This window comes from Streptococcus oralis (assembly GCF_023109155.1).
Classification (GTDB): Bacteria; Bacillota; Bacilli; order Lactobacillales; family Streptococcaceae; genus Streptococcus; species Streptococcus oralis_BZ.
On the sequence record NZ_JALDUA010000001.1, the window covers coordinates 526,071 to 548,370 of the forward strand.

Consider the following 22,300-nt stretch of genomic DNA (forward strand, 5'->3'; position numbering starts at 1 on the left):
GAGAAGGTTAAGACCAGTCACAAGGATAAGGAAGGCAATGAAATTCCAGGCCACCCAACCGAAGACGGTGAACAACCGAAGAAAGATATTCCAGGTTACCGCTTCGTAGAGACTAAGAAACTTCCAAACGGCGACACAGAACACGTTTATGAGAAGGTTAAGACTAGTCACAAGGATAAGGAAGGCAATGAAATTCCAGGTTATCCAACCGAAGACGGTGAACAACCTAAGAAAGATATCCCAGGCTACCGCTTCGTAGAGACTAAGAAACTTCCAAACGGCGACACAGAACACGTTTATGAGAAGGTTGTTACTGCCCCTCAACAAAAACCAACTGAGCAATCTCCAGCTACTAAAGCAACCAAAGAATTACCTAATACTGGTACGGAGGATCATGCAGTTTTGGCGGCTCTAGGAGTACTAGGTTTGATGAGCGGATTTGGACTTGTGTCTCGCAAGAAAAAAGAAGACTAATTCTATACTCGAGATTCTAAGTAGTATCCATTAGTTTCTTAAACAAAAAACCAACTAATCATTAGGTTAGTTGGTTTTTGTCTATTCTCGATTTTTCCAAGCTTGGTAACGGGTATCAATCAAGAGTTGGGTTAGTCGTCCCATGGTTTCTCTTTCTTCGGGAGTGAGGGATTGAGCTTGGACAAAGAGATGGTGAACGTGTTCAATGACCTTGAAGGAAGAAAGATCGTTGATAGAGGAGATGCCTGCATCGAGAATGATTCCAAAAAAGAGGTCAAAGTAGAGCTGCAGTTCAGTATCAGGGACCGTCTCAACCCATTCCTTGAAAGTAGTGTCGACTTGTTGGCTGTCACTATTGGTCTCGTCTAGTTGGACAAAGTGTTTGTCTTCAACCTGCCAACTAAAGGTGTCATGCTGGGCAAGACCGCCCAAGGCAGTGCTTCGAACGACGATTTTCTTATCAGGAATTTCCAGCATCATCCCGATGATAGAACCTTGTGGGACAAATACTTTCGTTCTTTCCATCATGTTTTGATAGCCAGGTGTTTCGGTTAGTTCCTTGTGAAGTCCAGGAGCATCAAAAGTATAGACAGCGACAATGTTTTTTTGTAAGACTGGATCGAGCTGACTAGCAGCATAGACGGCTAGATTGCCCCCTTTTGAGTGTCCAGCTATGACAACCTTTTGGTTAGGATGTTGAGCAAAAAAGTCCTGTAAATACTGAAGGGCGTGTTTTTGAGCTGGAATTTCTTTCATATAGGTCATATGGAAATCTTCTTTCCAACCAATGATACTATCATCCGTTCCGCGAAAAACAAGCAAATAGGTGTCAAGACTGATACGATAAGTCATGGCTGCAAACTGTTTTTGCAATTCAGGATCAATATCGTTAATAAAGTCTGAGAGCTTGCAATTTTTAAAGCGTTTGTGTTGAGCGAGCTGATTCAACAACTGGAGACGGTTTTTATTGGTCAACATCGTCGTTTCTCTAGGGATTTGAGATGCTAGATCTATGAGGCGCTTTGGTTCTTGGGTGACTACATCATCAAAAGGAAGATAGGTTAATTCAGTCAAGGCAAGAACATCTAACTCGTTCACGGGGAGGTCATAAAAGGAATCGTATGCTACATCATTTAAGTAGTCAAAAATATTGGTCATAAAAGCTCCTTTCTCTATGTTTATCCTACCACATTTACCTAGAATTAGCTAGTGGGGTTTGATTGAAATACATAGAAGATAGATTGCTCCTATTTCAAACCTCTAAACGAGCTTACTTGTATGTTTTTGCTATCAATCCCATTTTCCTTTAAAAAGTTCTTCATCTCATTTACATCATCAGGCTGACCTGTGATGAGATAGCTGGCTTGATTGCCGTATTCATCAATAGCACGTTTTAAAAATTCTTGACTTTGAGAAAGTTCATCGCTAGTTTTATAAGTAAAATTAGGTGTTTTTTGAGCCAGTTCTTTCATCTCATTATCGAAAATAGTAACTCCTTTGTCAAAATGGTTGAGAATAATCGGACATTTACCAGCCCATTCTTTGATAAGGGGGCGTAGAGAAGAAATGCCGACATCAGATGCAAAGCAAACTAGTGGCTTATTCGTATCTTTAACAGTCAAAGAGGAATCCAGCCAACTCATCTCAATCTCACTGCCAGCCGGTAAATGTGTCAAGGTGTTCTTAAAGTTGCTACCACTATTATGAGTCAAAATGAGAATTTCATCTTCATCAGGTGTGGAGGCAATGGTTAGCCATCGACTGGTTTGCTCTCCCTTAGCTTCATATTTACTAGCAGTAGACGAGGTATCAGGGAGTGCAAACTTAGCATAAGCCCCAACTTTCCAGATTTGATGACTCGGTTTTGTGATATGAATTAAATATAGATCTCCGCTGGGGTTTTCGATGGATTTTATCGATAATGTCTGGCTTCGTCCAAGATAAGCGATGGCACCCCAAGTTATAATACATAGCGCTCCAAGTGTTGATAGAATGATAATAAACATTTTTTTACCTCTTTTCATTTTTTATAACTCCTGTTCTTAATTTTATGAATGAACTATAAAAATATTCATTCATATCTTTTCAAAAAAATAAAGAAATCCATTCTTTATTTTAGAACTCCTTTAATGAAGTTGGTCGCAAGTATTTCAACAGTTTTGCCAATATCTGGAAAATCTTTTTCCGTGATATGCATATCCATATAGTAAAACAGATTATAAACCTGTAAAATATCTTGAATCTTTTCTGGCGAGTACCCTTCAGCCTGCATACGATTTGTAAAAGTTTTAACTAGAAACTGATGAAAAGGATTTGCGACTTTGCCTTCTTCCGAGGAATAGTAGCTGTGCAACTCATCTGCGATGGCAGGATTGTACCATTCTGCAAGGATTTTATTGGAAGAAACGAGAGTTCTGGACTGAGCAAATAGTTGACCAATGAGGTCGATCATGTCAATTTCCCAATCCAGTTCTTCGATCATAGCTTGGCGAACACGGTTGTTTTCATCTATATAGATGTCTAGAAAAATGGCTTCTTTACTCTCGTAATAGTTATAAAAAGAACCAACTGCAACACCAGCTTGCCTAGCAATTTCTGAAATACCTGTTGCCTTGTAACCTTTTTTCGAAAAAACTTCATAGGCTGCAGTCTTTAAAGATTTTTTTTTGTCCAATAGGATTTAACCTCCTTTGCTTCATGAATGAATAAATCTATTCGTTCATTCATATTCTAACAAATCATGGATAGCTTGTCAATAAGAAGGCTAGATCTATTAAATAAGTGAAAGAAACGCTAACTAAATGAGCACAAAAAGGAAAATATAGGATAAGGCTGGAACTATAATTAAAAATAAGGTATGATATCAGTGGGAATGTTCTCTATTTAGCATCTGTTTTCTTATCTGGATTTGGGAAATAGGCTTCTAAACAGTATGAGATACTGATCCGTAAATCTGATATGAAGAGTTTTGATACTTTGAGAAATAGCAAAGGAGGAGCGCATGCACAAGATTTTACTAGTAGAAGATGACCAAGTTATTCGGCAACAAGTGGGGAAACTGCTCTCTGAGTGGGGCTTTGAGGTCGTTTTGGTAGAAGATTTTATGGAAGTATTGAGCCTTTTTGTTCAGTCAGAACCTCATTTGGTCCTCATGGATATTGGTCTGCCTCTTTTTAATGGTTACCACTGGTGTCAGGAGATTCGTAAGATCTCTAAGGTGCCCATCATGTTTCTGTCTTCGAGAGACCAGGCGATGGATATTGTCATGGCGATCAATATGGGGGCAGATGACTTTGTAACTAAGCCTTTTGACCAGCAGGTCCTCCTTGCCAAGGTTCAGGGTCTGTTGCGCCGTTCCTATGAGTTTGGCCGTGATGAAAGTCTGCTAGAGTATGCGGGTGTGATCCTCAATACCAAGTCTATGGACCTGCACTATCAGGGGGAAGTTCTGAGTTTGACCAAGAATGAATTTCAAATTTTGCGAGTGCTGTTTGAACATGCTGGCAATATCGTGGCGCGTGATGACTTGATGAGAGAACTCTGGAATAGCGACTTTTTCATCGATGATAACACCTTGTCTGTCAACGTTGCTCGCTTGCGTAAAAAGTTGGAGGAGCAAGGTTTAGCAGGGTTTATCGAAACCAAGAAAGGGATAGGATACGGACTGAAACATGCTTGATTGGAAATCATTTTTTCTAGCCTATCTGCGTTCTCGCAGTCGCATCTTTGTCTATATTTTTTCATTAGGCTTTCTCGTCCTTCTCTTTCAGTTTTTATTTGCTAGTCTAGGAACTTACTTTCTTTATTTCTTTCTGCTCAGTAGTTTTTTGACCTTCTTATTTTTGGCTTGGGATATATTTGTGGAAGCTCAGATTTACCGTCAGGAAGTACTCTATGCCGATAGAGACCCCAAGTCTCCTCTGGAATGTGCGCTAGCAGAAAAGCTCGAAGAGCGTGAGTCTGAATTGTATCAAAAGAAGTCTGAAGCGCAGAGCAAGCTGACGGATTTGTTGGACTACTACACCTTGTGGGTTCATCAGATCAAGACCCCCATTGCGGCTAGTCAACTTTTAGTGGCAGAAGTCTCTGATCGTGAGGTCAAGCAGCAACTGGAACAGGAAATCTTTAAGATTGACTCCTATACCAATCTGGTGTTGCAGTATCTTCGTTTAGAGAGCTTCCATGATGACTTGGTATTTGAAAAGGTTCAAGTGGAGGATCTGGTGAAGGAAGTGGTTCGCAAGTATGCCCTTTTCTTTATCCAAAAAGGACTGACGCTCAATCTCCATGACCTTGACAAAATCATCGTGACTGATAAGAAATGGCTGTTGGTCGTCATTGAACAAATCCTCTCAAACAGTCTCAAGTACACCAAGGAAGGTGGGCTAGAGATTTATATGGAAGGTCAGGAGCTCTGTATCAAGGATACGGGAATTGGGATAAAAAATAGTGATGTTCTCCGAGTCTTTGAACGTGGCTTTTCAGGCTACAATGGGCGTCTGACCCAGCAGTCATCTGGACTGGGCCTCTATCTATCCAAGAAAATTTCTGAAGAACTGGGCCACCAGATTCGCATCGAGTCTGAGGTTGGAAAAGGAACAACAGTAAGGATCAAATTCGCTGAAGTGAAGCTCGTTATTGAGTAAACATAAATGAGAAAAAGCCTCCGAATGGAGGCTTTTATGCTAGGCTCTTATACTCAATGAAAATCAAAGAGCAAACTAGGAAACTAGCCGCAGGCTGTACTTGAGTACGGCAAGGCGACGTTGACGTGGTTTGAATTTGATTTTCGAAGAGTATTATTTCTCAACGCGTGATTTGTTAGCGATATCAGCCAGGATAGATTCAACAAAGTCATCAACTGAGACAGTTTGTGTTTCTTTTTGGCCGTAGCGACGAACATTGACTGTTCCGTCTTCCATTTCCTTGTCACCAACGATCAATTGGTAAGGAATTTTGCTTGTTTGTGAAGCACGGATCTTGAACTGCATTTTTTCGTTGCGTTCATCCACATCAGCACGGACACCACGGTCACGGAGCTTCTTAGCCACTTCCCATGCGTAGTCCACGTGTTTTTCGTTAGATACTGGGATGAGGGTTACTTGATGTGGTGCAAGCCATGTTGGGAAAGCTCCCTTGTAGTTCTCAATCAAGATAGCTGTGAAGCGTTCCATAGTTGAAATAACACCACGGTGGATCATAACTGGACGGTGTTCTTCACCATCAGCTCCGATGTATTTGAGGTCGAAGCGTTCTGGAAGCAAGAAGTCAAGTTGGATAGTCGAAAGGGTTTCTTCTTTTCCGAGAGCTGTCTTAACTTGGATATCCAATTTTGGTCCGTAGAAGGCTGCTTCACCTTCAGCTTCAAAGTAGTCAACGCCCATTTCATCAAGGGCTGCACGAAGCATAGTTTGGGCATTTTCCCACATCTCATCGTTATCGAAGTATTTGTGAGTATCTTGAGGGTCACGAAGAGAGAGACGGAAGCGGTATTCAGTCAAGTTGAAGTCTTCATAAACATCGATAATCAACTGAAGGGCACGTTGGAATTCTTCTTGGATTTGTTCTGGAGTAACAAAGAGGTGACCGTCGTTGAGTGACATCTCACGCACACGTTGAAGACCTGTGAGGGCACCAGATTTCTCGTAGCGGTGCATCATACCGATTTCAGCGATACGGATTGGCAATTCGCGGTATGAGTGAACATGGTGTTTGAAGACTTGGATGTGGTGTGGGCAGTTCATTGGACGAAGGACAAATTCTTCCCCGTCACCCATGTCCATGGTTGGGAACATGTCTTCTTGGTAATGATCCCAGTGACCAGAAGTCTTGTAAAGCTCTACAGAAGCAAGTGGTGGAGTGTAAACGTGTTGGTAGCCAGAAGCCAACTCTTTGTCGACAATGTAGCGCTCCAATTCACGACGGATAGTCGCACCGTTTGGCAACCAGAATGGTAGTCCTTGTCCGACTTCTTGTGAAATCATGAAGAGGTCAAGCTCTTTGCCAAGTTTACGGTGGTCACGTTCTTTGGCTTCTTCACGCATTTGAAGGTAGTTCTTCAAGTCTTTCTTGTCAAACCAAGCTGTACCGTAGATCCGTTGCATCATCGCGTTGTCGCTATTTCCACGCCAGTAAGCACCTGCTACATGAAGAAGGTGGAAGATTTGGATACGGCCTGTTGATGGAACGTGAGGTCCACGGCAGAGGTCTACATATTCACCCTGACGGTAGATAGTCAACCCACCTTCGTCTTCTGAGTGTTCTTCGATCAATTCCAACTTGTAAGGGTCGTTCTTGAAGATTTCACGTGCCTCGTCTTTCGTCACTTCTTCACGGATTGATGGGAAGTTTTCTTTAACGATTTTTTTCATTTCTTCTTCGATACGAGGAAGGTCTTCGTTGGAGATTTGACCAGCTGTGTTATCAGTATCGTAGTAGAAGCCATCTTCAATAGCTGGACCAACACCCAAGTGAATATCTGGGAAAAGGCGACGAGCTGCTTGGGCAAACAAGTGAGCAGCTGAGTGACGCAAGATTGGAAGGGCATCTTCGTGATCAGGTGTCACGATTTCGATGCTTCCATCTTCAGTGATAGCACGAGTCGTATCGATGAGTTTGCCGTTGAATTTACCAGCCAAGGCTTTTTTAGCGAGGGAATTGCTGATAGATTGGGCAATTTCAAAAGTAGTCACGCCAGATTCGAATTCACGAACAGCGCCATCTGGGAAAGTAATCTTAATCATGGTTTTCTCCTTAAAAATTTATCATATTTAAAAATTGAGGTTGAAGAAGTAGAGAATTCGATATCTACAAAGAATCATAACAATTAATTATCTAAACAAATGATAGTTTAACTTTCTCATTTTAAAGATAAAGAAAGCTGTAGAAATGAATAGATAGCATACTAAGGAAAGGATTAGAGACAGATATTGTTCATCAGTCATCTCACCTTCCATGTATATCCTTAGCGGATAGTTTCTTATAGCATTAACCAAATAAATACCAGCAGTTAGGCTTAGAAAATATCCTGACAGGATGAGTTTCTTTTTCTTAAAAAACATTAAGATACCAAGAAAAGGAGCAAGAAATGGCAAAAGAGGAACAAATGCAAAAAATGAAAAAACAACAATGTACTCTAACCCCCATAGACTGAGAGTTTTCATTAGCCATACATAGACGATAAGGAAGGCACAGGGAATCACCCAAGACAATGATTTATTCACATTAACCTCCAGCTTCTTTTCTTAGCTATGTTTCATTTAATCTGGCAATATCTCTATTCTCCAAACAAAAAACGACATCCTAAAAGGACGTCGCAACGTGGTTCCACCTTCATTCATGTTCCTCAAAAAAGAGGGACACCTCTGATTGGCTTTAACGTGGCCACCGTTTTATGTTTGCATAAAAGTCAGTAGAGTAGTATCAGTTTAGGCTTTCTATGCGTTTTCAGCAACCACGCACTCTCTAGTAGAAAGGGACTAAGTGACTTGTCTCTATGCATTATTATAGCATGATTGCGAGAATTTTCAAGGTTTTTATATAATTTTTTTGTTTTTCGCTCTCTGGAAGAGATGCTTGATACCCACACCAGAAACCAACCCAAGTAGGGCAAAGAGTTCATAGGCTAGGAAGTAAAGCAGGATGAACTCACCAAAGGTGATGATGGTAAAGCAATAGAGCAGACCAATACCGAGTAGCCACCAAAGTGAGAAATGAAATCGATAGCTATAAAGTAGCGATACGATAAAGATTACCAGAGGTGAAAAGAGGATGATGTTGTAAATGTAGAGCCCTTTCAGTGTATATGGGTCGGAGATGAGTAGAGAGAGGAGTTCATAGAGGGGCCAGTAAAAGAAGAAAATGACAAGGTAGTATGGGATATACTTAAGATAATTCCGCATGGCAATAGTCCTCCAATCTGGAAAAATTGAGAGATATTGTAGACCACATAATCCTAAATGAAGGAGAAATCTCTACTTATATTATAGCACGATTTAAAAGCTCTTACAATTTAATCCAGTGATCAGTGATAGTGATCTTTTCGAGTGTTTTCTGCTATAATACTAACAAAACAAGTAAGAGAGAATGAGGAGAAAGAATGACCAAAATAGCAGTTCTTTCAGACATACATGGAAATACGACAGCTTTGGAAGCTGTTCTGACTGATGCAAGAGCGGCAGAGGTAGACGAGTACTGGCTTTTGGGAGATATTCTCATGCCTGGAACAGGACGTAGAAGGATATTGGACCTCTTAGCTAGCTTGCCTATTACAGTAAGAGTTCTTGGTAATTGGGAAAATAGTCTCTGGCGAGGCCTGCATCGCAAGTTAGATCCTACAATAGCGAGTCATCGTTATCTCCTGCGTCAAAGTCAGTACATCTTAGAGGAGGTCAGCCCTGAAGAAATCGAAGACCTCAATAATCAACCCATGCAAGTTCATCGTCAGTTTGGTGATTTGATGGTGGGAATCACTCACCATCTCCCTGATAAAAACTGGGGTAGAGAGTTGATTCATACGGGAAAGCAAGAAGATTTTGATAGATTGGTCACTAATCCACACGCCTCTATCGCAGTATATGGTCATATTCATCAACAGTTGCTTCGTTACGGAAGTGATGGACAGTTGATTCTTAATCCAGGTTCCATTGGACAACCTTTCTTTCTAGATGCGAAGTTGCGTAAGGACCTTCGGGCTCAGTATATGATTTTAGAGTTTGATGAAGTAGGTTTGTCTGATGTTGATTTTCGTCGAGTGGATTATGATGTAGAAGCTGAATTGCAGTTGGCTAAGGATTTGAAGCTCCCCTATTTTCAGGTCTACTATGAAAGTTTGGTAAATGGGATTCACCATACTCATAATCATGAATTGTTAGGTCAGATTAGTGAACAAGAAGGTTATGATCAGGATGTTGAACTCTGGATGGAAAGAGACAAAAAAGATTGGTTTTAAGAGGACTTCTAGCTAGAAAACAGATAGTCTAGGAACTGTTGTTTTCCGATAAGTCGAACTGGATACGAATTGACGGCTTCTCAAATTTATGTTAGAATAACGGAATATAACTAATTTGAATCTCATACTAATTGATATTCAAAATAAGAGGAGACAGATAATGAAACCAGAAGAGTTACACGCTATTGCCTCGGAGTTGGGCTTGCAATTTGACGAAGATTCGCGTAGTATTTATGGCACGCAGTCAGGCTATTTACTTTTCCTGCAAGAAACTGACGTGAAAAATCAGTTTCGACTTTGTGTCAGTGTGAGTTTGAATGGTAATCCTGCGGATTTAGAAGAAAATGAATTGGTTTGGGATGAGTTTAAGAGTGAATCTCTTCCAAACTTGTCGACCTTGTCTATCAATCAGTACCTTGTTTCTTTTGTCGTAAAAGGTGCCATGCGCAAATCAAAAACAATTGAAAAGTTACAAACGCTCATAACAGACCTCGTTGCCTTCCTTGAAACCCATCATTTCGTCCAAGTGTGTGCCTATAGCGGTCAGGAGGGTCCCGTTGGTCTCTATCAATTAGGTGATTCAATTTTCCTTATCAACGAGGAAAGCTATCAATTGCTGAAGAGCAATCTTCAAATCGAGGTGGATTCTTATCAAAATAAAAAGGAAAATGTTCTTCTTGGAGCAGTTGGTGCCTTGCTGGGAGCCTTGATTGGTGGAGCAGTTGCTCTATTTATCGCTCGTCTAGGTTATGTAGCTATGGTAGCGGGTATTGTTCTGGGGATTTGTACCATTAAAGGATATGAAATCCTTGGAAGAAAGGTATCTCGAAAGGGGATTGTGATTTCCTCTATTTGGATGGTGATTACTGTCTTTCTAGTGAATCAAATTGATTTGGCGATGGAAGTCGTTGCCAAACTAGGGGTTGAGTTTGCCTTTGCTTTCCGAGTGGTGAATGATTTAATCTTTAGCGGTCATTTTCCAGATAACTATTTTTATAATCTAGCTATGTTAGCTGTGTTTACCTTAGTTGGTGCTGGGGTGTCTATCAGCTCAGTCTGGTCAAGTCATAAAACAAAAGGGATTGTCCGTAAAATTGCATAAAAAATAAGTCTTTGTATGCCCTCTACCGTTCTGGTTGTCAAGAGGGATACAGGACTTTTTGCATGGAGAAGGTAATCATTCGTTAATATTTGACAGGAAAACCAAAAACGGTATAATGTTTATACGGGAAAAGATGAATAAAATATCAATGGAAGGGGAAGAAGATGCAAATTTCAAGCCGATTTACAATTGCGACTCATATGATGATTATTATTGCAATGCAGGATACAGAAAGTAAAGTAACCAGCGATTTTCTTGCGGCTAGTGTCGGAGTCAATCCAGTCATTATCCGAAAGACTTTATCGCAACTCAAAAAAGCAGGATTGATTTCAGTTGCTCGTGGTACGGGAGGAACTGAGATAATAAAAGACCTTCAGGATATCAGTTTGTTGGATGTCTACCAAGCTGTGGAGTGTTTAGGAAAATCCGGTAAGCTCTTTAGTTTTCATGACAATCCAAATCCTAATTGCCCAATTGGTGCTAATATCCATGCGGTCTTGGACCAAAAACTGTTCGATGTTCAAGCAGCTATGGAAAACCAACTGCGTCAGACAAGTCTGGCTCAGGTTGTGGCAGATGCTCAGAATAAACTGTCTAAGTAAGAGGACTAAGGTTCTCTTTTTCTATTGCCGCTCTTTTTATGAGTTGGGCAAGAAGAATTGTGGTAAAGTGTACTAGATTCTTTACGGTAAACTATAAAGAAAAATGTGAGCCTCAGTTTCAGGTTCACATTTTCTTTTTGGTCTATGGCAAAATGGCTTTTAGTTCCTTCAGGATAGTTTGCAAGGTTACGACCGCTTGTTCTCCTTGTTGCGGTTGGTAGAGTAGTTGGAAATACTTGCGAATAGTTTCTTCAAATTGCTTAGGGAGGAGTGTACAATGGGTCTTTGCGTACTCCAACATTCGTTTTTCACCAGGATGGGTTTGCTCATTGAGCGCAAATAACAAGTCAAAGTAGGAAGCAAAAAATTCACTCGTACGATGATTCATGCTGAGAAGATCTTGACGCTTGATAGCTTTTTCTATTTGATGAGAGAAGGCAGGCATGGCTTGGTCTAGCAAAAGGAACTGCCTTTCGATGATATGTTTTTTGAGTTCCTGTGGATAGGGAATCTGGTAAGTCTTTTGGAGAGAAGCATAGTGTCCATTCGGGTCGTATAGAATCTTGCTGTGGAGTAGATTATGCCACATGCAAGTTGTATAGGCATTTTGGGCTTGATGCTGAAAAACGGTTGAGTTCAATTCTTGTTCAAACGACTCCAGCGAACGATAAATCAACTCGATTTCAATACCGTTGTTTAGTACACAGTCGTCCTCTAACTCCCAAAACTGGTTTCCAATTTCCATATAGGAGCAGTATTTACTCAAAATTTTTAGGCGAGTCGCCTCATCAATAGAAGCGTTGAGATAGACATAAACATCATAGTCAGAATTTTGATCGTAGGCTTGTCCTGCACGAGAACCACCAAGAGCTATAGCTTCTACTTGTTCCAGTTGAGAGAATTCTTTGCAAAGTTCGTGGATCATGATTTTTCTCCTTGCTTTATGGTTTTAAAGTCATTTTACCAAAAAGTAAAACGTTTGCATAGCATTGAGTTACTCTTTTTCATTTATAGCAAAAAATGTGAACCCTTGTTTTGAGTTCACATTTCGTTTTTATTCCGCGGCTTGTTGCCAACGTTTTGCTAGCTTATGAGACAGGCTGGAAATAGCAAAGTTAAAGATAAAGTAAATTAAGGCAATCAGTATATAAAGACTGAAGACCTGCTCTGGTTCGAAATAGCGTCCCATGAGAATTTGGCTGGCGCCAAAGAGTTCTTGTAGGGCGATAACAGAGTAGAGAAGACTGGTATCCTTAATCACAGTTACAAACTGTGAAATGATGGCTGGCAGCATTTTGCGGATCGCTTGTGGGAGAATGATGTAGTAGAGGATTTGCGCAGAGGTAAAACCTTGCGACATTCCTGCTTCATACTGCCCTTTGTCCACGGCATTTAGACCACCTCGGATAATCTCAGCCAGGGCTGCTGAGGTAAAGAGGGTAAAGGCAGTGATACCTGCTGGTGTGGACTTCATCTTAAACACCAAAAAGATGGTGAAAATCCAGAGGAGGTTGGGAACGTTACGTACAAACTCGATATAAATGCTGGAGATGATCCGTAAGACAGGATTTTTCCCATTTCTCATGACGGCTAGTACTGTTCCGATAAGGGTCGAGAGGACGATAGCAATCAGAGAAATGTAGAGGGTTAAGCCAAATCCTTTAAAGATAAAGACTAGGTTATCTGGGGTCAAAACTTCTAAAATGGATTCCATAGTAACCTCCTAAAGTGAATAGGCTTTTTTGTTGGCTTGCTCCATCTTGCGACCAAACTGGGCAACAGGGAAGCATAGAGCAAAGTAGAGAAGAGCAGCGCCTAAAAAGGCTGGGATATAGTTTCCGTTGAGAGCCGACCAAGACTTAGTCACAAACATCAAGTCTACTCCAGAGATGATAGCTACGGTAGAGGTGTTCTTGATGAGGTTAACGATTTGGTTGGTCAATGGAGGGAGAATGATACGGAAGGCCTGAGGCAAGATAATCAAGCGCATGGCACTGATATAGGTAAAACCTTGCGACAAGGCGGCCTCCATCTGACCGCTAGGAATAGACTGAATCCCTGAACGAATAACCTCAGCAATATAAGCGCCGTGATAGAGTCCCACACAAAGTACAGCTGTCCAATAAATGGGAATCATGATGGTGTGTTCACTGATAAGGGGCAAACCATAAAAGACGATGACAAACTGCACCAAGAGGGGAGTATTTTGGTAAAATTCGACAAAGATACGAGCCAAAACGCGCAAGAATGGGCGTTTGCTGGTTGACATGGCCCCGAAGAAGATGCCCAAAACCATGGCGAGGATAAAGGAACCAATCGCTAGGGCAAGAGTGAAGAGGAAACCATTGAAAAATTGTCCAAAATCCTGAAAATAGGCTGTCCAAGATGATAAATCTGTCATGGGGTGTCCTCCTTAATCTGCAGTATGGCTAGATGGTTTGAGCTTGTAACGGTCATAAAGTTTCTGCAAACTACCGTCCTTGGTCCATTTAGTGACCAAGCTATCAAGATAATCGTTGAGCTCGGTGTTTGATTTCTTGGTGACGATACCGTAGTCAGATGGCTTGAAACTATCATCTAGTAGTTTTGTCCGTTTACTAATGTAGCCAGACAGGATAGAACGGTCCACGGAAAAGGCATCAATACGGTGAGCGTGAAGGGAAGTAATCAATTCTGGATAGGAACCAAGTTCGACAAATTTAAAGGTTAGACCTTTCTTTTTGCCCAGTTCAGTAATCAGGCGTTGGGTGATGGATCCTTGAGCAACCCCAATGGTTTTACCGTTTAGGTCCTCAATGCTTTTGATGTTGGCGGATTTATTGACCAAAAAGCCAGAAGCGTCCGTGTAGTAGGGACTGGTGAAGTTGTATAGTTTTTTGCGTTCATCTGTGATGGTGAAGGTTGCGATATCCATGTCGACCTGTTCATTGTCTAGTAGTGGTCCGCGAGTTTGAGCGGTAACAGGAACGTAGCGAATCTTGACCTTGAGTTCGTCTGCAATCATCTTGGCAAGGTCCGTTTCGATACCAGAATAAGTCCCTGTCTTGGGATCCTTGTAGCCAAAATTAGGAACGTCTTGTTTGACACCAACAACCAGTTCACCTCTTTTTTGAATGTCTGCGACGCTGGTATCGGCTTGAGCTGGTTTGGCAGCAGCAAGGCCGAAAAGGCTAATCAATAATGCTGCTAAAAAGAGTTTCTTTTTCATAGGCGCCTCCTTATTTAACTTTGTCACTTTCGTGGTTGATAATTTTGCTGAGAAATTGTTGAGCACGAGGTTCGCTTGGATTGTCAAAAAAGTCATCAACATCTGTCGTGTCTACTAAAACCTCTCCGTCGGCCATAAAGATAATGCGGTCCGCAACTTCACGGGCAAAGCCCATTTCGTGGGTAACGATGATCATATTCATCCCATCGTGGGCTAATTTTTGCATAACTGTTAGAACATCTCCGATGGTTTCAGGGTCAAGGGCAGATGTTGGTTCATCAAAGAGGAGGAGTTCCGGATGCATGGCAAGACCACGTGCGATGGCGATCCGCTGTTTTTGTCCACCAGACAGCATAGCTGGGTAGGAATCTTTCTTGTCCCACATGTTTACAAATTCCAGATATTTTTGGGCTGTTTTTTCAGCTTCTTTTTTATCAATTCCTAGAACTTTAATGGGTGCAAGTGTTACGTTTTCTAACACTGTTTTGTGTGGATAAAGATTAAAATGTTGAAAAACCATGCCGACTTCCTTACGAAGAGGAACTAAATCTTTCTGGCTAGCACCTGCTACTTGGTGTCCATTGACCAGGAGACTCCCTTTGTCAACAGCCTCTAAACCATTGATGGTACGGATAAGAGTGGACTTCCCAGAACCGGAAGGTCCAAGCAGAACAACAACTTGTCCTTTTTCAAAACGGAGATTGATGTCGCGGAGTGCGTGGTAGTCTCCGTAATATTTTTCGACGTTTTTAAATTCTACTAAAGCCATGAGAGATCTCCTTTGTGTTAGATTTTATAACATGATTCTACAACAAAAGAATGTTCTTGTCAAATCATATCTGAAAAAAATTCACTAAAATATTATAAAAAAGCAATCTGGATAGAGAAAATGCCTAAATCATGTTATAATGAAACGATAGAATTCTTAGAAAGAGTGGATGTCTTTTTGATAACTCCTACTTATGAATGGCAGTTTGCCCCGCAGGTTGAAGATGCGGATTTTACAAAGATAGCCAAGAAGGCTGGACTGGGTCCTGAGGTGGCTCGGTTATTATTTGAAAGAGGGATTCAGGATGAAGAAAGTCTAAAGAAGTTTTTAGAACCTTCTTTAGAGGACTTGCATGACCCCTATCTGCTCCATGATATGGACAAGGCAGTGGAACGGATTCGTCAGGCCATTGAAGAAGGGGAAAACATTCTCATCTATGGAGACTACGATGCGGACGGTATGACTTCAGCTTCGATTGTGAAGGAAAGTTTGGAACAGCTTGGTGCTGAGTGCCGTGTATACCTACCCAATCGTTTTACCGATGGCTATGGTCCCAATGCCAGTGTCTATAAATACTTTATAGAGCAAGAGGGAATTTCCTTGATTGTGACAGTGGACAATGGGGTTGCAGGTCATGAGGCCATTGAACTAGCTCAGGCTATGGGTGTGGATGTCATTGTGACCGATCACCATTCCATGCCGGAAACCCTTCCTGATGCCTATGCGATTGTTCACCCTGAGCATCCAGATGCGGATTATCCCTTCAAATATTTGGCCGGATGCGGAGTGGCTTTCAAGCTGGCTTGCGCTCTTTTAGAAGAAGTGCAAGTGGAATTGCTTGATTTGGTTGCTATCGGTACCATTGCCGATATGGTGAGCTTGACAGATGAAAACCGTATCATGGTTCAATATGGTCTGGAGATGCTGGGGCATACTCAGCGTATTGGTTTGCAAGAAATGCTGGATATGGCTGGGATTGCTGCGAATGAAGTAACGGAAGAAACGGTTGGCTTTCAGATTGCCCCTCGTTTAAATGCCTTGGGGCGATTGGATGATCCCAATCCTGCCATTGATTTGCTGACTGGGTTTGACGATGAGGAAGCACATGAGATTGCCCTCATGATTCACCAGAAAAATGAAGAACGTAAGGAAATCGTCCAATCTATCTATGAAGAAGCTAAGACCATGGTGGATCCTGAGAAGAAGGTCCAGATTTTGGCCAAGGAAGGCTGGAATCCTGGCGTTCTGGGTATCGTTGCTGGTCGTTTGTTGGAAGAGCTAGGGCAGACAGTTATTGTTCTTAATATAGAAGAAGGTCGCGCCAAGGGTAGTGCTCGTAGTGTGGAAGCAGTCAATATTTTTGAAGCTCTGGATCCCCATCGAGATCTCTTTATCGCCTTTGGTGGCCATGCTGGTGCAGCAGGAATGACGCTGGAAGTGGAGAAACTCTCAGATTTATCTCAGGTTTTGGAAGACTATGTCCGTGAAAAAGGTGCAGATGCTAGTGGTAAGAACAAGTTAAATCTAGATGAAGAGCTAGACTTGGAGACGCTTAGCTTGGAAACGGTCAAAAGTTTTGAACGCTTGGCACCTTTTGGAATGGACAATCAGAAACCTGTCTTTTATATTAAGGATTTTCATGTCGAAAGTGCCCGTACTATGGGAGCAGGCAATGCCCACCTCAAACTAAAAATTTCCAAGGGTGAGGCGAGCTTTGAAGTGGTGGCCTTTGGACAAGGTAGATGGGCAACAGAGTTTGCTCAAACAAAAAACCTAGAATTGGCAGTCACCTTGTCTGTCAACCAATGGAATGGGCAAACTGCCCTCCAGTTGATGATGGTAGATGCGCGTGTGGAGGGCGTTCAGCTCTTTAACATCCGTGGGAAAAATGCAGTCTTGCCAGAGGGAATTCCAGTCTTGGATTTCTCTGGAGAGGTGCCAGATTTAGCGAATAGTGAGGCGGTTGTCGTGAAGGATATTCCCGAGGATATTACCTTGCTGAAGACCATTTTTCAGGAACAGCACTTCTCAGCTGTCTATTTCAAAAACGACATCGACAAGGCCTACTATCTGACAGGTTATGGGACTAGAGAGCAGTTTGCAAAATTGTACAAGACTATTTACCAGTTCCCGGAGTTTGATATTCGCTACAAGCTCAAAGATTTGGCGACTTATCTCAATATCCAACAAATCTTGCTGGTCAAGATGATTCAAGTATTTGAGGAACTTGGCTTTGTAACGATCAAAGATGGTGTCATGACAGTCAATAAAGAAGCGCCGAAAAGGGAAATTGCTGAAAGTCAGATTTACCAAAATCTCAAACAGACCGTTAAAGACCAAGAAATGATGGCGCTGGGTACCGTTCAGGAAATTTATGACTTTTTAATGGAGTTATAGATGGAAAGGGACTGAGATGACCTATCTCGGTCTCTTTTTGACGGATAAATGCTTGATGTGGGAGTGGTTGATAAGATAGTCTTTTGGATGGTTTGGTGATGTAAAGATTGGGGGTAACGATTCATTTTTTATTCTCTTCTATCACTTTATACGATGTCTTCTTTTAAACCTTATGTAGTAAAAGTATAAATTTTTGTAACATGACTAAAATATAACTCTAAACGAACTGACATGTAAATCAAGTATGATTTTCTTATCAAGAAAATATAAGGGGAATCCAGTTATGAAAAAAACAGTTACGAAACTGACTCTTGGTTTGACTTCTACCGCTATTTTAGCTACAGTTGGTGCTCAAACTGTGCACGCGAACTCTTACGTTGTCCAAGACGGTGATTCATTTTATGCCATCGCAACTGCAAACGGCATGGATCCGCATGAGTTGGCAGCTTTGAATGGAAAAACCATCTTTGACACTATCCACCCAGGCGATGTATTGGAAGTGAGTGGTTCCGCTCAGGCTAGCTCAACCTACAGTGCTCCAGCTAGTACTGCGAACGTGGTATCAGATACAGAGGATGTTGTCGAAAAGACTCCGACAAACTATGGAAACTCATACCCTGTTGGTCAGTGTACATGGGGTGTGAAAGAATTGGCGCCTTGGGCTAGCAACTGGTGGGGAAATGCCAACACGTGGGCAATCTACGCGAGCGCTCAAGGATATAAGACAGGAAGTGTTCCGGTAGTAGGAGCAATCGCCGTTTGGGACGGTGGTGAATATGGACACGTTGCTTATGTAACAGATGTTCAAAGTGAAAACTCTATCCAGGTATTGGAAGCAAACTACAGACGTCAAAAGCAGATTGCGAATTACCGTGGCTTCTTTAATCCTCATGAATTTTTAGGTAACGTCACTTATATCTATCCAAACTAAAGATGATAAAAAGATTTAGAATTTCTAAGTCTTTTTTCTTTTTGAAAAAATTTCCTATCGATAACCTCCATCTTAGTGGCTAATTGCTGAAAATTTTTTAGATTTTGAAGCGAACAGGAAATTCTCGCTTTTGGATGTAGATAAACCATGTCTTTGTGGAAAATAGTTCTCAAGTCGAGAGTTAAAGGGCAAGAATTTAACTTGTTTTGAACTAAAAGAGAAATTTAGAGTTCGAGATAGGTATCTGAAATCAAATTGATTCAGAAAGTCCATAATTTTGATGGTACAATCCTTCCATTATCTTAGATGAAACCTCAAAAAGAGAAGTCAAAGTAAAAGAATTCGATTCACAGTAGTGACTAATCTCTAGTTAAAAACCGATCTTCGTTTTGAAAATAATCAAAAAAATGGTATAATGGTAGGAAAAGATTCGGCTGAAAGTTTTAGAACTTTTAGAATAGAGGGAAAATTCACCCTATAATCAAGATAAATTCAGTTTCGGAGGAAAAATGAGTAATATTAGTTTAACAACACTAGGTGGTGTACGAGAAAATGGGAAAAATATGTACATCGCTGAAATCGATGGTTCTATTTTTGTTTTGGATGCAGGGCTTAAATACCCTGAAAATGAACAATTAGGGGTAGATGTCGTCATTCCAAATATGGACTACCTTTTTGAAAATAGCGATCGTATCGCTGGTGTCTTCTTGACCCACGGACATGCGGATGCCATTGGTGCCCTGCCTTATCTTTTGGCAGAGGCTAAGGTGCCTGTGTTTGGTTCTGAGTTGACCATTGAGTTGGCCAAACTCTTTGTCAAAGGAAATGATACGGTTAAGAAATTCAATGACTTCCATGTGATTGATGAAGATACAGAGATCGACTTTGGAGGGACTGTGGTTTCCTTCTTCCGTACAACCCACTCTATCCCAGAAAGTTTGGGAGTAGTCCTGAAAACAGCTGAAGGTAGCATAGTTTACACAGGCGACTTCAAGTTTGACCAGACAGCTAGCGAATCCTATGCGACGGATTTTGCTCGTTTGGCAGAGATTGGTCGTGATGGTGTCTTGGCGCTCCTCAGTGATTCAGCCAATGCAGACAGCAATATCCAGGTAGCTAGCGAGAGTGAAGTTGGAGACGAAATTACCCAGACCATTGCAGACTGGGAAGGTCGTATCATCGTTGCCGCAGTTGCCAGCAACCTTTCTCGTATTCAGCAGGTTTTTGATGCTGCAGCAGATACAGGTCGCCGAGTTGTTCTGACTGGATTTGATATTGAAAATATCGTCCGCACTGCGATTCGACTCAAAAAATTATCTCTAGCTAATGAAAGTCTCTTGATTAAACCCAAAGAAATGTCTCGTTTTGAAGACCATGAGTTGATTATCCTTGAGACTGGCCGTATGGGTGAGCCTATTAATGGACTTCGTAAGATGTCCATTGGACGCCACCGTTATGTGGAAATCAAAGATGGGGACTTGGTTTATATCGTAACGACTCCATCTATCGCCAAAGAAGCCGTCATGGCGCGTGTTGAAAACATGATCTACCAAGCTGGTGGTGTGGTGAAACTCATTACCCAAAGCTTGCGAGTATCCGGACATGGGAATGCGCGTGATTTGCAGTTGATGATCAATCTTTTGCAACCAAATTACCTCTTCCCTATCCAAGGGGAGTATCGTGAGTTGGATGCGCATGCCAAGGCTGCCATGGCAGTTGGAATGTTGCCAGAGCGTATCTTCATCCCTAAAAAGGGAACGACCATGTCTTATGAACATGGGGACTTTGTCCCAGCTGGAGCTGTTTCTGCGGGTGATGTCTTGATTGATGGAAATGCCATCGGGGATGTTGGAAATGTGGTCCTTCGTGACCGTAAGGTCTTGTCAGAGGATGGAATCTTTATCGTGGCGATCACTGTCAACCGTCGTGAGAAGAAAATTGTGGCTAAGGCCCGTGTTCATACGCGTGGATTTGTTTATCTCAAGAAGAGCCGCGACATTCTCCGTGAAAGCTCAGAATTGATTAACCAAACGGTAGAAGAGTATCTTCAAGGTGATGACTTTGACTGGGCAGATCTCAAAGGCAAGGTTCGCGACAATCTGACCAAGTACCTCTTTGATCAAACCAAGCGTCGCCCGGCAATCTTGCCAGTCGTGATGGAAGCAAAGTAATAAGCAGAATACCTACAGAAAAAGTCGAAATTCGGCTTTTTCTTATAGAATAGTAAAAGGAGACAACCATGGCAGTTATGAATATTGAGTATTACTCAGAAGTTTTGGATATGGAGTGGGGCGTTACGGTACTCTATCCAGATGCTAGTCGGGTGATTGAACCAGATTGCACAGATATTCCTGTTCTTTATCTTTTACATGGAATGTCAGGAAATCAAAATAGCTGGCTCAAACGTACCAATGTCGAACGCTTGTTGCGTGGAACCAATCTCATTGTTATCATGCCCAATACTAGCAATGGCTGGTACACAGATACCCAGTATGGCTATAACTACTATACTGCTCTAGCAGAAGAACTCCCCCAAGTCATGAAACGTTTCTTCCCCAATATGACCAACAAACGAGAAAAAACTTTCATAGCAGGCCTCTCCATGGGTGGATATGGTTCCTTCAAACTAGCTCTCGCAACCAATCGTTTTTCTCATGCGGCTAGTTTTTCTGGTGCGCTTAGTTTTCAGGAATTTTCTCCTGAAAGTCAGGATCTGGGGTCACTTGCCTACTGGAGAGGAGTTTTTGGAGAGATTAAAGACTGGACATCTAGTCCTCATTCGCTTGAAAGCATGGCTGCAAAATCCGATAAAAAGACTAAACTATGGGCTTGGTGTGGGCAACAAGACTATCTCTACTCTGCCAATAATCTCGCAGTGAAAAACCTCAAAAATCTTGGTTTTGAGGTGACCTATAGTCACAGTCCAGGTAAGCACGAGTGGTACTACTGGGAAAAACAATTGGAACGTTTTTTAGCTACCTTACCAATTGACTTTGTCTTGGAAGAACGTTTATCTTAGTTTTAGGTTTCTTTCAGCTTTCTTCAGTAAAATAGAGAATCTATCTTGATCAAGGAGAATGTGATTTCAAGATAGGTTCTTATTTTTATGAAAGGTGGGGCGTCATGTTCTGGATTATTCGATTATTCTTCCGATTTCTTTTGGGAATTTGGCGTTTCTTCTGGCGTCTGGTTTGGACTGTGGTCATTCTACTGCTCATTGCTTTTGGAGTGGTTTGGTATCTGACAGGTGATTTTCATTCTGCGGTCAATCAGGTTGAAAAAATGAGTAAGATTGGTCAAGGTGGCTGGAATCAATGGAAGGAGACGGGAACGCTGGAAGTCTTGTCTCAGACAGACAGTCACCAACATGCAGAAGGCAAGTGGGCTCAGGCCTCAGCTCGCATCTATATTGAGCCTCAAATGGATGAAACCTTCCAAGGTGCCTATGCAGAAGCCATAAAAAACTGGAATCAAACGGGAGCCTTTACCTTTGAGGTGGTTGCGGATCCTAGCCAGGCAGATATTGTGGCAAGTGAGATGAATGATGGATCGACCGCTGTAGCAGGTCAAGCCGAGAGTCAAACCAATTTGTTAACCAAACAATTTATATCTGTAACGGTTCGCCTGAATCACTATTATCTATCCAATCCAAACTATGGTTATTCTTATGACAGAATCGTGCACACGGCGGAGCACGAGCTGGGGCATGCCATCGGTTTGGATCATACCAACGAGACTTCTGTCATGCAGCCAGCAGGTTCCTATTATGGGATTCAGCCTCAGGATGTGACAGCTGTTCAAGAACTCTATTCCAGTAGCGACTAGATGAAGTCGGTGCAATCTGAAAAGAAATCAAAGCTCCTCCAA

The 22,300-nt window shown here is 41.8% G+C and carries 22 protein-coding genes; 11 read left to right on the forward strand and 11 right to left on the reverse strand.

Features of this window, described 5'->3' with window-relative positions:
• Window positions 1-474, forward strand: a 474-nt coding sequence (locus M1F63_RS02585; RefSeq protein WP_247940652.1) for an LPXTG cell wall anchor domain-containing protein, incomplete at its 5' end; no start/stop codon positions are given.
• Window positions 475-555: 81 nt separating this feature from the next.
• On the opposite strand, the gene M1F63_RS02590 is transcribed toward M1F63_RS02585, so the two are convergent.
• The 3 genes from M1F63_RS02590 to M1F63_RS02600 form a co-directional block, all read right to left on the reverse strand.
• The gene (locus M1F63_RS02590) at window positions 556-1,632 is read right to left on the reverse strand and encodes a DUF2974 domain-containing protein (RefSeq protein ID WP_247940653.1); all 1,077 of its coding nucleotides are present in this window, start codon (window positions 1,630-1,632) and stop codon (window positions 556-558) included.
• Window positions 1,633-1,721: 89 nt separating this feature from the next.
• On the reverse strand, window positions 1,722-2,498 hold the full coding sequence (locus tag M1F63_RS02595) for a ferredoxin reductase domain-containing protein (protein ID WP_247920321.1): 777 nt from the start codon (window positions 2,496-2,498) through the stop codon (window positions 1,722-1,724).
• Window positions 2,499-2,584: 86 nt separating this feature from the next.
• The gene (locus M1F63_RS02600) at window positions 2,585-3,154 is read right to left on the reverse strand and encodes a TetR/AcrR family transcriptional regulator (protein ID WP_049505265.1); all 570 of its coding nucleotides are present in this window, start codon (window positions 3,152-3,154) and stop codon (window positions 2,585-2,587) included.
• Window positions 3,155-3,475: 321 nt separating this feature from the next.
• On the opposite strand from M1F63_RS02600, the gene M1F63_RS02605 reads away from it, so the two are divergent.
• A complete protein-coding gene (locus tag M1F63_RS02605; RefSeq protein ID WP_000548981.1) occupies window positions 3,476-4,153 on the forward strand; it encodes a response regulator transcription factor in 678 nt (225 codons plus the stop codon).
• The gene (locus tag M1F63_RS02610; protein WP_247940654.1) at window positions 4,146-5,120 is read left to right on the forward strand and encodes a sensor histidine kinase; all 975 of its coding nucleotides are present in this window, start codon (window positions 4,146-4,148) and stop codon (window positions 5,118-5,120) included. The genes M1F63_RS02605 and M1F63_RS02610 overlap by 8 nt, the downstream gene beginning before the upstream one ends.
• Before the next feature lie 153 nt (window positions 5,121-5,273).
• Here M1F63_RS02610 and thrS read toward each other — a convergent pair whose 3' ends face one another.
• The 3 genes from thrS to M1F63_RS02630 all read right to left on the reverse strand — a co-directional run bounded on the left by thrS (window position 5,274) and on the right by M1F63_RS02630 (window position 8,375).
• On the reverse strand, window positions 5,274-7,217 hold the full coding sequence (gene thrS / locus M1F63_RS02615; protein WP_247920323.1) for a threonine--tRNA ligase: 1,944 nt from the start codon (window positions 7,215-7,217) through the stop codon (window positions 5,274-5,276).
• Window positions 7,218-7,304: 87 nt separating this feature from the next.
• Window positions 7,305-7,676, reverse strand: coding sequence for a hypothetical protein (locus M1F63_RS02620; protein ID WP_065371947.1), 372 nt, complete (start codon window positions 7,674-7,676; stop codon window positions 7,305-7,307).
• 333 nt (window positions 7,677-8,009) lie between these two features.
• Window positions 8,010-8,375, reverse strand: coding sequence for a hypothetical protein (locus tag M1F63_RS02630; RefSeq protein WP_065371637.1), 366 nt, complete (start codon window positions 8,373-8,375; stop codon window positions 8,010-8,012).
• 197 nt (window positions 8,376-8,572) lie between these two features.
• Between M1F63_RS02630 and M1F63_RS02635 the strand changes: the two genes are divergently transcribed.
• The 3 genes from M1F63_RS02635 to M1F63_RS02645 all read left to right on the forward strand — a co-directional run bounded on the left by M1F63_RS02635 (window position 8,573) and on the right by M1F63_RS02645 (window position 11,128).
• Entirely contained in the window at window positions 8,573-9,424 is an 852-nt protein-coding gene (locus tag M1F63_RS02635; RefSeq protein WP_065371638.1) for a metallophosphoesterase family protein, read from the forward strand.
• Between the two features lie 160 nt (window positions 9,425-9,584).
• Entirely contained in the window at window positions 9,585-10,526 is a 942-nt protein-coding gene (locus tag M1F63_RS02640) for a hypothetical protein (protein WP_247920325.1), read from the forward strand.
• A gap of 164 nt (window positions 10,527-10,690) precedes the next feature.
• Complete coding sequence (locus M1F63_RS02645; RefSeq protein ID WP_001167392.1) at window positions 10,691-11,128, forward strand: Rrf2 family transcriptional regulator; 438 nt, start codon at window positions 10,691-10,693, stop codon at window positions 11,126-11,128.
• 142 nt (window positions 11,129-11,270) lie between these two features.
• Here M1F63_RS02645 and M1F63_RS02650 read toward each other — a convergent pair whose 3' ends face one another.
• The 5 genes from M1F63_RS02650 to M1F63_RS02670 form a co-directional block, all read right to left on the reverse strand.
• Entirely contained in the window at window positions 11,271-12,053 is a 783-nt protein-coding gene (locus M1F63_RS02650; RefSeq protein ID WP_084849497.1) for a DUF4037 domain-containing protein, read from the reverse strand.
• A 129-nt stretch (window positions 12,054-12,182) separates the two neighbouring features.
• The gene (locus M1F63_RS02655) at window positions 12,183-12,842 is read right to left on the reverse strand and encodes an amino acid ABC transporter permease (protein ID WP_000443890.1); all 660 of its coding nucleotides are present in this window, start codon (window positions 12,840-12,842) and stop codon (window positions 12,183-12,185) included.
• A 9-nt stretch (window positions 12,843-12,851) separates the two neighbouring features.
• Window positions 12,852-13,529, reverse strand: coding sequence for an amino acid ABC transporter permease (locus M1F63_RS02660; protein ID WP_000131126.1), 678 nt, complete (start codon window positions 13,527-13,529; stop codon window positions 12,852-12,854).
• Window positions 13,530-13,541: 12 nt separating this feature from the next.
• The gene (locus M1F63_RS02665; RefSeq protein ID WP_247940655.1) at window positions 13,542-14,336 is read right to left on the reverse strand and encodes a transporter substrate-binding domain-containing protein; all 795 of its coding nucleotides are present in this window, start codon (window positions 14,334-14,336) and stop codon (window positions 13,542-13,544) included.
• A gap of 10 nt (window positions 14,337-14,346) precedes the next feature.
• Window positions 14,347-15,105 (reverse strand): amino acid ABC transporter ATP-binding protein, encoded by a 759-nt coding sequence (locus M1F63_RS02670; protein WP_247940656.1) that lies wholly within the window; start codon window positions 15,103-15,105, stop codon window positions 14,347-14,349.
• A gap of 177 nt (window positions 15,106-15,282) precedes the next feature.
• Here M1F63_RS02670 and recJ point away from each other — a divergent pair, with 177 nt between their 5' ends.
• The 5 genes from recJ to M1F63_RS02695 all read left to right on the forward strand — a co-directional run bounded on the left by recJ (window position 15,283) and on the right by M1F63_RS02695 (window position 22,258).
• Window positions 15,283-17,502, forward strand: coding sequence for a single-stranded-DNA-specific exonuclease RecJ (gene recJ / locus M1F63_RS02675; RefSeq protein WP_247940772.1), 2,220 nt, complete (start codon window positions 15,283-15,285; stop codon window positions 17,500-17,502).
• 283 nt (window positions 17,503-17,785) lie between these two features.
• Window positions 17,786-18,433 (forward strand): COG3942 and LysM peptidoglycan-binding domain-containing protein, encoded by a 648-nt coding sequence (locus M1F63_RS02680; protein ID WP_000754477.1) that lies wholly within the window; start codon window positions 17,786-17,788, stop codon window positions 18,431-18,433.
• A gap of 509 nt (window positions 18,434-18,942) precedes the next feature.
• A complete protein-coding gene (locus tag M1F63_RS02685; protein ID WP_139689396.1) occupies window positions 18,943-20,604 on the forward strand; it encodes a ribonuclease J in 1,662 nt (553 codons plus the stop codon).
• A 68-nt stretch (window positions 20,605-20,672) separates the two neighbouring features.
• Window positions 20,673-21,452: an alpha/beta hydrolase gene (locus M1F63_RS02690; protein WP_247940657.1), complete on the forward strand. Its 780-nt coding sequence runs from the start codon at window positions 20,673-20,675 to the stop codon at window positions 21,450-21,452.
• Between the two features lie 104 nt (window positions 21,453-21,556).
• Entirely contained in the window at window positions 21,557-22,258 is a 702-nt protein-coding gene (locus M1F63_RS02695; RefSeq protein ID WP_125457553.1) for a M57 family metalloprotease, read from the forward strand.
• The last annotated feature ends 42 nt before the right edge of the window (window positions 22,259-22,300 follow it).

Coding starts and splice junctions, on each gene's coding strand:
- M1F63_RS02590 (WP_247940653.1), bottom strand. CDS start 1,632: ATGACCAATATTTTTGACTACTTAAATGATGTAGCATACGATTCCTTT.
- M1F63_RS02595 (WP_247920321.1), bottom strand. CDS start 2,498: ATGAAAAGAGGTAAAAAAATGTTTATTATCATTCTATCAACACTTGGA.
- M1F63_RS02605 (WP_000548981.1), top strand. CDS start 3,476: ATGCACAAGATTTTACTAGTAGAAGATGACCAAGTTATTCGGCAACAA.
- M1F63_RS02610 (WP_247940654.1), top strand. CDS start 4,146: ATGCTTGATTGGAAATCATTTTTTCTAGCCTATCTGCGTTCTCGCAGT.
- thrS (WP_247920323.1), bottom strand. CDS start 7,217: ATGATTAAGATTACTTTCCCAGATGGCGCTGTTCGTGAATTCGAATCT.
- M1F63_RS02630 (WP_065371637.1), bottom strand. CDS start 8,375: ATGCGGAATTATCTTAAGTATATCCCATACTACCTTGTCATTTTCTTC.
- M1F63_RS02635 (WP_065371638.1), top strand. CDS start 8,573: ATGACCAAAATAGCAGTTCTTTCAGACATACATGGAAATACGACAGCT.
- M1F63_RS02640 (WP_247920325.1), top strand. CDS start 9,585: ATGAAACCAGAAGAGTTACACGCTATTGCCTCGGAGTTGGGCTTGCAA.
- M1F63_RS02645 (WP_001167392.1), top strand. CDS start 10,691: ATGCAAATTTCAAGCCGATTTACAATTGCGACTCATATGATGATTATT.
- M1F63_RS02650 (WP_084849497.1), bottom strand. CDS start 12,053: ATGATCCACGAACTTTGCAAAGAATTCTCTCAACTGGAACAAGTAGAA.
- M1F63_RS02655 (WP_000443890.1), bottom strand. CDS start 12,842: ATGGAATCCATTTTAGAAGTTTTGACCCCAGATAACCTAGTCTTTATC.
- M1F63_RS02660 (WP_000131126.1), bottom strand. CDS start 13,529: ATGACAGATTTATCATCTTGGACAGCCTATTTTCAGGATTTTGGACAA.
- M1F63_RS02665 (WP_247940655.1), bottom strand. CDS start 14,336: ATGAAAAAGAAACTCTTTTTAGCAGCATTATTGATTAGCCTTTTCGGC.
- M1F63_RS02670 (WP_247940656.1), bottom strand. CDS start 15,105: ATGGCTTTAGTAGAATTTAAAAACGTCGAAAAATATTACGGAGACTAC.
- M1F63_RS02680 (WP_000754477.1), top strand. CDS start 17,786: ATGAAAAAAACAGTTACGAAACTGACTCTTGGTTTGACTTCTACCGCT.
- M1F63_RS02685 (WP_139689396.1), top strand. CDS start 18,943: ATGAGTAATATTAGTTTAACAACACTAGGTGGTGTACGAGAAAATGGG.
- M1F63_RS02690 (WP_247940657.1), top strand. CDS start 20,673: ATGGCAGTTATGAATATTGAGTATTACTCAGAAGTTTTGGATATGGAG.
- M1F63_RS02695 (WP_125457553.1), top strand. CDS start 21,557: ATGTTCTGGATTATTCGATTATTCTTCCGATTTCTTTTGGGAATTTGG.